The sequence below is a fragment of the Burkholderia sp. HMSC10F09 genome (assembly GCF_001806955.1).
GTDB lineage: Bacteria > Pseudomonadota > Gammaproteobacteria > Burkholderiales > Burkholderiaceae > Burkholderia > Burkholderia multivorans.
The window spans coordinates 1-11,297 of record NZ_KV786580.1; the positions used below are offsets into that span (position 1 = coordinate 1).

9 protein-coding genes are annotated in these 11,297 nt (G+C 69.5%); 2 read left to right on the forward strand and 7 right to left on the reverse strand.

Going from position 1 to position 11,297, the window contains the following annotated elements:
- Positions 1-1,305, reverse strand: a 1,305-nt coding sequence (locus HMPREF3115_RS05655; RefSeq protein ID WP_070553668.1) for an MFS transporter, incomplete at its 3' end; no start/stop codon positions are given.
- Between the two features lie 142 nt (positions 1,306-1,447).
- On the opposite strand from HMPREF3115_RS05655, the gene HMPREF3115_RS05660 reads away from it, so the two are divergent.
- Complete coding sequence (locus HMPREF3115_RS05660; protein ID WP_059938145.1) at positions 1,448-2,332, forward strand: LysR family transcriptional regulator; 885 nt, start codon at positions 1,448-1,450, stop codon at positions 2,330-2,332.
- Here the strand turns inward: HMPREF3115_RS05660 and eutC are convergent.
- The 4 genes from eutC to HMPREF3115_RS05680 all read right to left on the reverse strand — a co-directional run bounded on the left by eutC (position 2,325) and on the right by HMPREF3115_RS05680 (position 7,650).
- Positions 2,325-3,131: an ethanolamine ammonia-lyase subunit EutC gene (eutC, locus tag HMPREF3115_RS05665; RefSeq protein WP_053296679.1), complete on the reverse strand. Its 807-nt coding sequence runs from the start codon at positions 3,129-3,131 to the stop codon at positions 2,325-2,327. The genes HMPREF3115_RS05660 and eutC overlap by 8 nt on opposite strands.
- A complete protein-coding gene (locus tag HMPREF3115_RS05670; protein ID WP_006409320.1) occupies positions 3,128-4,525 on the reverse strand; it encodes an ethanolamine ammonia-lyase subunit EutB in 1,398 nt (465 codons plus the stop codon). The genes eutC and HMPREF3115_RS05670 overlap by 4 nt, the downstream gene beginning before the upstream one ends.
- 90 nt (positions 4,526-4,615) lie before the next feature.
- On the reverse strand, positions 4,616-6,001 hold the full coding sequence (gene eat, locus HMPREF3115_RS05675) for an ethanolamine permease (protein ID WP_006401441.1): 1,386 nt from the start codon (positions 5,999-6,001) through the stop codon (positions 4,616-4,618).
- A gap of 185 nt (positions 6,002-6,186) precedes the next feature.
- Positions 6,187-7,650, reverse strand: coding sequence for a mechanosensitive ion channel (locus tag HMPREF3115_RS05680; RefSeq protein WP_070553670.1), 1,464 nt, complete (start codon positions 7,648-7,650; stop codon positions 6,187-6,189).
- A 315-nt stretch (positions 7,651-7,965) separates the two neighbouring features.
- Here HMPREF3115_RS05680 and HMPREF3115_RS05685 point away from each other — a divergent pair, with 315 nt between their 5' ends.
- Positions 7,966-8,445 (forward strand): AraC family transcriptional regulator, encoded by a 480-nt coding sequence (locus HMPREF3115_RS05685; protein WP_083302151.1) that lies wholly within the window; start codon positions 7,966-7,968, stop codon positions 8,443-8,445.
- A gap of 24 nt (positions 8,446-8,469) precedes the next feature.
- On the opposite strand, the gene HMPREF3115_RS05690 is transcribed toward HMPREF3115_RS05685, so the two are convergent.
- The gene (locus HMPREF3115_RS05690; protein ID WP_070553671.1) at positions 8,470-8,823 is read right to left on the reverse strand and encodes a zinc ribbon domain-containing protein; all 354 of its coding nucleotides are present in this window, start codon (positions 8,821-8,823) and stop codon (positions 8,470-8,472) included.
- A 14-nt stretch (positions 8,824-8,837) separates the two neighbouring features.
- Positions 8,838-11,297: heavy metal translocating P-type ATPase (locus HMPREF3115_RS05695; protein WP_256276036.1), on the reverse strand; the 2,460-nt coding region annotated here is incomplete at its 5' end.

Below are 11,297 nucleotides of genomic sequence, written 5' to 3' on the forward strand. Positions count from 1 at the left end.
CGGCGCGCCGGGCGCCGCGCGTTGCAGCCCGGCATGCGCGAGCGCCGCGAGCAATGCGCCGACGATCGCGAGCGCGATGCCCTCGCCGGCCACGCGCGTCGTGCTGAAAATGCCGGTCGCCATCCCCGCGCGCTCCTTCGGCACGACGCTCACCGAGAGCCCGTCCATCAGCCCCCACGGCATCCCGGCCCCGATGCCGATCGCGACCATCGGCGCGATCGCGGCGGGCCCCGCACCGCCGCGCAGCGCAACGTCGAGCCACACGAGGCCGGCGGCCGCGACGAGCAGCCCGAGCCCCGAGACGATGCCGGCCGGCCACCAGCGCGTGAGCGTCGCGGCCGCGATCGGCACGACGAGCATCGGCGCGGAGATCGCGAGCATCAGCCAGCCCGCGTCGATCTCGCTGAAGCCGTCGATCCCGATGAAGCGCAGCGGCAGCACGACGAGCAGCACGATGTAGCAGCAGCACGTCGAGATCGGCAGCACCTGCACGCCGACGAAACGCGGAATCCGGAACAGCGACAGATCGAGCATCGGCCGCGCGACGCGCGTCTCGATCGCGACGAACGCCGCCGCGCCCAGCGTCGCACCGGCGAGCAGCGCGACGACGAGCGGCGCCGTCCAGCCGCGCGCGGGTGCCTCGATCACGCCGAACGTGAATAGCGTCAGCGCGGCCGTGAATGCGACCGTGCCCGGCCAGTCGAGACCCGTCGCGTGCGGGTCGCGCGACTCCTGCATGCGCGGCAGCCCGAACGCGAGCGACAGCGCGCCGGCCAGCGCGCCCGTCACGAAGATCGCGCGCCAGCCGTAGTGCTCGATCAGCCAGCCGGCCATCACCGGCCCGAACGCGAGCCCGATCCCGAAGGTCGTGCCGAGCAGGCTGAACGCGCGCGTGCGTTCGGCGCCGTCGAACGTCTGCGCGAGCGCGGCCGTGCCGCCGGCCAGCGCGGCCGCCGCCGCGAGCCCTTGCGCCGCGCGCAGCAGGTCGACGGCGAGCATCGACGGCGCGAACGCGAGCGCGACCGACATCAGCGTGAAGCCGCCGACGCCGGCCGCGAACACGCGCTTGCGGCCGAACTGGTCGGCCAGCGCGCCGGCCGCCATCAGGAAACTGCCGAACGCGAGCATGAACGCGTTCGTGATCCAGTTCATCGCGACCGCGCTGCCGTGCAGGTCGCGGCCGATCGCCGGCGTCGCGACGGCGCCGCCGGAAAACGACAGCGGCAGCGCGACGGCGGCCGCGCAGACGGCGAACAGCACGAGCGCGCGCCGACGCGGCGATACCGCGGAAAACGGTTGATCCATCATCGCTCCTCGAAAAGCCGGCGCATCGGCGCCGCAACGCGACACAAGATAAATCCGATCCAATCCGCAAAAAACCACGCGAAGCTCCGCATATAACGGACTAGAATTCCGCAATCTGTCTTCACTGGAGCGTGCTTCGTCGATGGACAACCTGAACGGCATCGTCGCCTTCGTGCGCGCCGCCGACGCACTGAGCTTCGTCGCGGCCGGCCGTACGCTCGGCATCTCGGCGTCGGCGGTCGGCAAGACGATCGCGCGGCTCGAGCAGTCGCTCGGCGTACGGCTGTTCAACCGCACCACGCGCCGCATCACGCTGACCGACGAAGGGCGGCATTTCTACGAGCGCTGTCAGCGCATCCTCGAGGATCTTCGCGACGCGGAGGCGACCGTGACGGCATCCGCGCAGCGCCCGCGCGGCAAGCTGCGCGTGAGCCTGCCGGTGATCGGCTATCGGTTCCTGCTACCGGTGCTGCCGGAATTCAGGCAGCGCTATCCGGACGTCGAGCTCGATCTGGATTTCAACGACCGGATGGTCGACGTCGTCGAAGGCGGGTTCGATGCGGTGATCCGTAGCGGGCCGCTATCCGATTCGAGCCTGATGTCGCGGCGGCTCGGCCCGTTCGCGTTCGTGCTGTGCGCGACGCCCGCGTATCTCGCGCGGGCCGGCACGCCGCGCGCGCCGTGCGACCTCGAAGCGCACGACTGCGTGCGCTACTGCTTCCCGACCACGGGCAAGCTGCAGGATTGGGCGCTCGCCGCGGACGACGGCACGCCGCTGAAGCTGCGCACCGCAATGACGTGCAACAACATGGAAGCGCTGCGCGGCGCGGTGCTCGCGGGGCTCGGCATCGGCTACATGCCGGACTTCCTCGCGCGCGGCGCGCTCGAGCGCGGCGCACTCGTCACCGTGCTCGACGACTACCGGATCGCGCCGGGCCAGTTCTCGATCGTGTGGCCGTCGAGCCGGCAGCTGTCGCCGAAGCTGCGCGTGTTCGTCGACTTTCTGTGCGAACGGCTGTTCAAGTAGCCGGATCGCAGGCCGCACCGATGCGCGCCGGCTGCGCGGCAGGCAGCAGCGCGTCGCTGTCGTCCTTGAGCCCGACGCCCGTCAGCCCGAGCCGGCGCGCGTGCGTGACGAGGTAGTGCAGCTTGTGCGCGGCCGCGTCGTACGACAGCCCTTCGGGCCGCACGTTGGAGATGCAGTTGCGCTGCGCGTCGTGGCAGCCGACCTGCGGCGCCCACGTCAGATACACGCCGAGACTGTCCGGCGAACTAAGGCCCGGCCGCTCGCCGATCAGCACCGCGACCAGTTTCGCGCGCAGCAGCTCGCCGATTTCGTCGCCGAGCGCGACGCGCGCCTGCGTCGCGACGATCACGGGCCCGATCTGCCAGCCGTCCGCCTCGAGCCGCGGGCGCACCGCGCGCAGCAGCGGCACCGCCTGCTTCGCGGCCGCAAACGCCGACAGCCCGTCGCCGACGACGAACACGATATCGGGCGCATCGTCGAGCGCGGCGCCGTAGCCGGCGAGCAGCGCGCGGCCGTCGTCGGACAGCTTGCGGCCGAGATCGGGCCGGCGCAGGTAATGCTGACGATCGGGTGCCGCGCTTTGTACGCCGAGCGTCGCGAAACCGGCGGCATCGAGCTCGCGCCGCAGTGCATCGGCGTCGAGCGGCTGATGCACGGCGTCGCGCGCCTGCGCATGCGACAGGTTGAACGCGAGCAGCGGCGCGGTCGGCAGGCTGCTGCCCGCACGACCGAGCGCGATCCGCGCATTCGTGAACGACTTCAGCTCGCTCCACGGATTCTTTTCGACGGCATCGCTCATGCGGACAGCCCCATCCAGTCGTTCGCGCCCGCGAGCAGCGGCGCGCGCGACGTCGCCGTGCGCAGCACGCCGTGCGCATCGGCGATCTCCATCGTCTCCAGCCACTCCTCGAATTCGGGCGCGCGGCGCAAGCCCAGCACCTCGCGCACGTACAGCTGATCGTGAAACGACGTGCTCTGATAGTTGAGCATCACGTCGTCCGCGCCGGGAATCCCCATGATGAAGTTGATGCCGGCCGCGCCGAGCAGCGTCAGCAGGTTGTCCATGTCGTCCTGATCGGCTTCGGCGTGGTTCGTATAGCAGATGTCGCAGCCCATCGGCACGCCGAGCAGCTTGCCGCAGAAGTGGTCCTCGAGCCCCGCGCGGATGATCTGCTTGCCGTCGTACAGGTATTCGGGCCCGATGAACCCGACGACGGTGTTGACGAGGAACGGCTCGAACTTGCGCGCGACCGCGTACGCGCGCACTTCGCAGGTCTGCTGGTCGACGCCGTGATGGGCGTTCGCCGACAGCGCGCTGCCCTGCCCGGTCTCGAAATACATCAGGTTGTCGCCGACCGTGCCGCGCTTGAGCGACAACGCCGCTTCGCGCGCCTCGGCAAGCAGCGCGAGCGAGATCCCGAAGCTCGCATTGGCCTGTTCGGTGCCCGCGATCGACTGGAACACGAGATCGACCGGAGCGCCCTTCTCGATCGCCGCGATCGTGTTCGTCACGTGCGTGAGCACGCACGATTGCGTCGGCACGCGGTAGCGCTCGCGAAACCCGTCGATCATCGCGAGCAGCTTCACGATCGCCGCGAGGCTGTCGGTCGCCGGATTGATGCCGATCATCGCGTCGCCGCAGCCGTACATCAGCCCGTCGAGCATCGACGCGGCGATCCCCTTCACGTCGTCGGTCGGATGATTCGGCTGCAGCCGCACCGACATGCGGCCCGGCAGCCCGACCGTGTTGCGAAAGCGCGTGACGACGCGGCGCTTGCGCGCGGCCGCGATCAGATCCTGGTTGCGCATCAGCTTCGACACCGCCGCGACCATCTCGGGCGTGAGGCCCGGCGCGATCCGCTCGAGTGCGGCGCCGTCGGCGGCGGGCGAGAGTAGCCAGTTGCGGAAATCGCCGACCGTCAGGTGCGCGATCTCCGCGAACGCGCCCGCGTCGTGATCGTCGACGATCAGCCGAGTGACTTCGTCGGCCTCGTACGGAATCACGGCTTCGTTGAGAAACGCGCGCAGCGGCACGCCGGCAAGCGCGATCTTCGCGGCGACGCGCTCCTCCTCGCTCGCCGCCGCGACGCCCGCGAGCTGATCGCCGGAACGCAGCGGGCTTGCCTTGGCGAGCAGCGTCTTCAGGTCCGCGAAGCGGTAGGTGCGCGAACCGATCGTCTCCGTATAGGACATCGTGCGTGTCTCCTTGCAAAAACCGGCGGCGCGCCCGCTGTGGCCGGGCGCGCCGATGCCGTCAGAAACGGCCGTTCGGCTTCGTCATGCTCAATCCTCCAGCAGTGCGTCGGCCGGTGCGTTCGCGGCGCGCTGCGCGCGCGTCGCGAGGAAGTACGCGTAGCCGAGCGCGAGGAACACGACGAACACCAGCGCGACGAGGCCGTTGAAGTACACCATCGTACCGAGACAGACGAGCGCCGCGACGATCGCGAACGCCGGGAACAGCGGATACAGCGGCGCACGGAACGGCCGCGCGAGGTTCGGCTGCGAACGGCGCAGCTTGAACAGCGCGGCCATGCTGACGATATACATCACGATCGCACCGAACACCGACATCGTCACGATATTCGCGGTCAGCGTCTGGCCGCCGAACTGGATCAGCTCGTCGCTGTAGATCGCCGCGATGCCGACCACGCCGCCGGCGAGGATCGCGCGATACGGCGTCCGGAAGCGCGGGTGCACCTTCGCGAGCCATTCCGGCAGGTAGCCCTCGCGAGCGAGCGCGAAGATCTGGCGCGAATAGCCAAGGATGATTCCGTGGAACGATGCGACGAGCCCGAACAGCCCAAGCCAGACGAGCATGTGCATCCAGCCGCTGTTCGCGCCGACGATGTACTTCATCGCCTGCGGCAGCGGGTCGTTGATGTTCGCGAGCTTGGTCCAGTCGCCCGCGCCGCCCGCGAACACCATCACGCCGATCGCGAGCGCGACGAGCGTGAGGATGCCCGCGACGTACGCGACCGGAATCGAGCGCTTCGGATTCTTCGCTTCCTCGGCCGCCATCGCGACGCCTTCGATCGCGAGAAAGAACCAGATCGCGAACGGGATCGCCGCGAACATCCCGTGGAATGCGCCGACGCTGAAATGGTCGGCGCCGGCCCAGCCGCCCTTCGTGAAATTGCTCCACGCGAAGCCCGGCGACACGACGCCCATGAACACGAGCAATTCGAAGATCGCGAGCAGCGTGACGACCAGTTCGAACGTCGCGGCGATCTGTACGCCGACGATGTTCAGCGCCATGAACACGAGATAGGCGCCCATCGCCGCGTGTTTCGGTTCGAGCCCCGGAAACTGCACGTGCAGATACGCGCCGATCGCGAGCGCGATCGCGGGCGGCGCGAACACGAACTCGACGAGCGTCGCGGCGCCGGCCAGATAGCCGCCGGTCGGGCCGAACGCGCGGCGCGCGTACGCGAACGGGCCGCCCGCATGCGGAATCGACGTCGTCAGTTCGGTGAAGCTGAAGATGAAGGTCGTATACATCGCCGCGACGAACAGCGCGGTGATCACGAAACCCAGCGTGCCGGCGCTGGCCCAGCCGTAGCTCCAGCCGAAGTATTCGCCGGAGATCACGAGGCCGACCGCGATGCCCCACAGTTGCCAGGTGCCGAGCGTCTGCTGCAGCGCGGGCTGGCCTTTCGACTCTGCTTTCATCGGACTCTCCTCAAAAGCGCGAGGCGTGCGGCCCGCGCGACTGAGAATCGATGCTAGAGAGTCATTATTCGACGTGTTATCGAAATTCGGCAAAGACGGCAGCCGACGTTTCGCTGACGGAAACGCCGGCCGCACCGCCCGACTGGTCGCCCGACCGACCGCGCGGCCGCGCGCGACCGACGTGCTTACTGACCGCCGCCGCGCTGGTTGAACCAGCGATCGAGCAGCTTGCCGGCCGCCTCGCGGCCGCCGAGGCCGAACGACAGCGCGACCGCCACCGCGATGGCGCCGAGCACGAGGCCGAACGCGAGCTGCACGATCTCGTTCGCGATCCCCATCGCGCGCAGCCCCATCGCGAACACGAGGCCGAGAATCGCGAACTGCGCGATGCGCGCGAACAGCACGCTGTGCTCGCGGTCGGCCTGCTCGATCACGCGGCGCGCGAGGCCCGCGAGCCACACGCCGATCACGAGGATCACGCCGCCCGTCAGCACGTGGCCGCCGAATTCGATGAACAGCGTGACGACGTCGCGCACCTGCGTGAAGCCGAGCCGGTTCGCCGCTTCGACCGCGGCGAACAGCATCGCGAAGAACACGATCAGCCGCGCGACCAGCACCGACGGCTGCAGCATGCCGCTGAACACGCGCTCGACGCCGAGCACGGCCGGCAGCCCGTCCGCGCCGGCCGCCTCGAGCAGCCGCTGCGCGAGCGCCGCGACGAAGCGCGCGAAATAGAACGTGACGAGCACGATCACGATCGCCGCGACGATGTCCGGCACGGCGCTCAGGAACTCGTTCAGCATGTTCGTCGCGGGCACCGAGATCGCGTCGATCTTCAGCGCGTCGAGCGCCGAGATCAGCGTCGGCACGAACACGAATACATAGACGATCGTGCCGACGAGGCTCGACACGCGTACGGGCGTCGGGCTGTCGAGGCGCTGCGTGAGACGGTCGGCGCCGGCCGCGACGAGCAGGTTCGTCACGAGGCCGCGCAGCACGCGCGCGACGATCCAGCCGACCACGCCGATCACCGCGGCCGCGAACAGGTTCGGCACGATCGCGAGCAGCCGGTCGATCATCCCCTGGACCGGCGACAGCAGCCCCGACAGCGCGAACGCCGACAGGATCGCCGGCAGGAACATCAGGATCACGAGCCAGAACAGCACGTCGCCGAGATAGCCGCTCATCGGCTGCATGCCGGCGCTGCCGGACAGCTTGTCGTCGACCTTGCTCGTCTTCAGCGCGCGATTCGCGACGCTACGCAGCAGCGACGCGATGAGCCACGCGACGAGCGTGAGCGCCGCGCCGCCGATCAGGTTCGGCAGATAGTCGACGATGTGCGTGACGAGCAGCGAGAACGGGTTGGACACCGCGTACAGATTGAGCACGTTGAAGATGCCCACCGCGGTGACGAGCAGCACGAGCCAGAACAGCCCGCCGGCGACGATGCGCTCGACGCAGGCGCCCTGCCCGGTGCTTTCGGTGATTCGCTGATCGACCTTCAGCGCACCGAGCAGGCGCAGCGCGCCGGCCCGCACGATCACCGCGATCAGCCAGCCGATCACCAGAATGCCGATCGCACCGGCGATCTTCGGCAGATATCCGCCTAACGTGGTCTGCAGCGACGTAATGAAGCTGGAAGCATCCATTTCTTGTTCTCCCGAAAACGTGCGTTGTGATTGGACTTCGACACACTCCCTGCGGACTCCGACAAGATGCGCTTTCCCGCTCAAGCAACTTACTCGAGAAAAATGACGGCTTCACCCGATTTCACCGTCTTTAACTTTAATCATAGATCGGTGGGGACGTGACCCTTTTCGCCGAAATATAAAAAGGGGCGGAATATCGGCGGCGACTACGCGTCGGCATGCGCGCGGCGATGGTGCGTCGTGCTACCGTGGCGCGCGGATACAGGCGTACAGACGAGCGCGCGGGGCGCGTCGCGATGAAAAGGAGTACAGCGGATGTTCAAGCACGAAGTCGAAATCCGTCGGCTGCCGGCGCAGCACGCTTATGCAGTCGCGCATGTCGGCGCGTACATGAAGGTCGGCGACGCGTTCGCGCAGATCGGCGCGTGGGCCGCACGTCGGGGGCTCATCGGCCGCGGCGCGAAGATGGCCGGGATCTACTACGACGATCCCGATACGGTTCCGGAGGCGCAGCTGCGCGCGCATGCGTGCATCGTGCCGCCCGACGACGCGCCGGCCGTCGAACCCGATGCGCCCGTGGAGCGCGTGACGATCGCGGGCGGCGATTATGCCGTGCTGCTGCATACGGGGCCGTATGCGGAGCTGAAGGCGGCGTACCAATGGCTATACGGCGAGGGGCTGCAGCAAGCGGGTCGCACGCCGGCCGCCGCGCCGCCGTTCGAGCTGTATCTGAATACGCCGCTCGATACGGCGCCGGCGGATCTGCTGACGGAGATTCACGTGCCGGTGCGTTGAGGCGGCCGGGCCGGCGCCTCGGCGTCAGCCCGCATGCGCGCGCGTACCGCATGCGGGGCAAAAGCGCGCATCGGCCGGCAGCATGGCCTGGCAGCGCACGCAGGCGCGACCGCGCTGCACGCTGCCGCAGCGGATGCAGTAGCGCGCGCCGGCCGCATTGGGCGCGCCGCACGTCGCGCAGATGACGTCGCGCGGCGGCGCGTGCGTATCCGCGCGATGCGCGGGCGCGCGGCCCCAGCCGTGATGTTCGCCCGGAGCGCCATGGCCGTCATGGCCGCCGTGCCCGCCGCGCCGATCGCGGCCGTGATGGCCACCATCGGCGTGGGTAGCGCGATGGCCGTCACCGTGCCCGCGCAGCAGTCGTTTGAGCCAGTCCATCGTCGCCGCCGCGCTCAGCGTGCGGCCGGCGCGCCGCCGAACGCGCGTGCGTTCGACAACAGCCGCAGCCCGTTGCCGACGACGATCAGGCTCGCGCCCGCATCGGCGAACACGGCCATCCACATCGTGCCGAGCCCCGCGACCGTCAGCCCGAGAAACACGAGCTTCACGCCGAGCGCGAAGCCGATGTTCTGCACGAGCACGCGGTGCGTCGCGCGCGACAACCGGACGAACGCGGGAATCTTGCGCAGGTCGTCGTCCATCAGCGCGACGTCGGCCGTCTCGATCGCGGTGTCGGTGCCCATCGCGCCCATCGCGAAGCCGATATCGGCGCGTGCGAGCGCCGGCGCGTCGTTGATCCCGTCGCCGACCATCCCGACCGCCCCCGCGCCGCCGCGCGCGAGCTCGTCGACGGCCGCGAGCTTGTCCTCCGGCAACTGGTTGCCGCGTGCGTCGTCGATGCCGGCCTGCGCGGCGATCGCCCGCGCGGTATGCGGGTTGTCGCCCGTCAGCATCGCGGTGCGGATGCCGAGCGCGTGCAGATCGGCAATCGCTGCGCGGCTCGTGTCCTTGATCGTATCGGCTACAGCGAAGATCGCGAGCACGCGCGCATCGTCGATCAGCATCACGACGCTCTTGCCCTGCCGCTCGAGCGCGTCGAGCTTCGCTGCGAGCGCCGGCGAGCAGCGCTCGAGCTCCTCGACGAGCCGATGATTGCCGAGCCAGTAGCGCACGCCGTCAATCGTGCCCCGCACGCCGCGACCGAGCAGCGCTTCGAAATCCTGCACATCGGCGAACGCCGGCGCGTTCGCGTCGCGCGCGGCCGCCGCGATTGCCTGCGACACCGGATGGTCCGATCGTGCGGCGAGGCTCGCGGCGAGGTGCCGCGCGCGCGGGAGATCGACGTCGGCCGCGTGCGCGTCGACATCGGTCTGCACCGGCTTGCCGTGCGTGATCGTGCCGGTCTTGTCGAGCGCGAGCCATGCGAGCTTGCGCCCTTCTTCCAGATAGACGCCGCCCTTGACCAGGATCCCGCGCCGCGCGGCAGCCGCGAGGCCCGATACGATCGTCACCGGCGTCGAGATCACGAGCGCGCACGGACAGGCGATCACGAGCAGCACGAGCGCGCGATAGATCCAGTCGTGCCATGCCCCGCCGACGACGAGCGGCGGCGCGACGGCGACGAGCAGCGCGACCGCGAACACGATCGGCGTATAGATGCGCGCGAAGCGGTCGACGAAGCGCTGCGTCGGCGCCTTCGCGCCCTGCGCTTCCTCGACCGCGTGGATGATGCGCGCGAGCGTCGAGTTCGACGCCAGCGCCGTGACGCGATAGTCGAACGAGCCCGACTCGTTGATCGTGCCGGCGTACACCGCGTCGCCGGCCGCCTTCTCGACCGGCAGACTCTCCCCGGTGATCGGCGCCTGGTTCACCGTCGAGCGTCCGGACACCACTTCGCCGTCCAGCCCGATCCGCTCGCCGGGCTTCACGCGCACAATCGCGCCGAGCACGACGCGCGCGGCATCGATCGTGCGCCACGTGCCGTCCGCGTCCTGCACGGTCGCGGTATCCGGCGCGAGCCGCATCAGCCCCTGGATCGCGTTGCGCGCGCGGTCGAGCGACTTCGCCTCGATCAGTTCGGCGATCGTGAACAGCACCATCACCATCGCCGCCTCCGGCCACTGGCCGATCGCCATCGCGCCCGTCACCGCGATGCTCATCAGCGCGTTGATGTTCAGGTTGCCGTTGCGCAGCGCGATCCAGCCCTTGCGGTAGGTCGTGAGCCCGCAGCTCAGCACCGCCGCGAGCGCGAGCAGCGCAGATAGCCACGCGGGCAGGCCGGCCCAGCTCGCCGCCTCGGACGCGATCGCGGCCGCGCCGGCCAGCGCGAGCGGCCACCACGGTTTCGCGGGCGCTTCGGCGGGCGCCGCCGAGGCCGGCGTGCCGGCCGATGCGGCCTCGGGCGTCATTCCGAGCGTGCGGATCGCGCGCTCGATCGCGGGCTGCGCGCCCGGCACGTGTTCGACCGTCAGCATCCGCTGCATCAGGTTGAATTCGAGCGCGGACACCTCGTCCATTCCGCCGAGCTTCTTGCGGATCAGCGTTTCCTCGGTCGGACAGTCCATCTGCATGATGCGGAACGCGGAGCGCACGTTGCCGGCTGCGGTCGCCTCGGCGGCCGGCAGCGGCGCGAGCGTCGAAACGGCCGGCGCGCAGCAGCTGTCCTCGTGGTCGTGGTCGTGGCCGTGGCCGTGCTGGTGCTCGTGGCTGTGGTCATGCAGATGAGCGTGGCTGTGCTCGTGCCCCGCCTCGTCATGCGTGTGCCCGTGCGCGGCGTGATGTTCGTGCTTGCGGTGCGCGTCGGTACCGACGGCCGGCGCGGCGCCATGATCGCGACTGCTCGCGTGCGACGACGCGCCGCACGACGCTGCGTCGCCGTGCGCGCGGCACGCCGCGTCGGCCGTGCGTTGCGC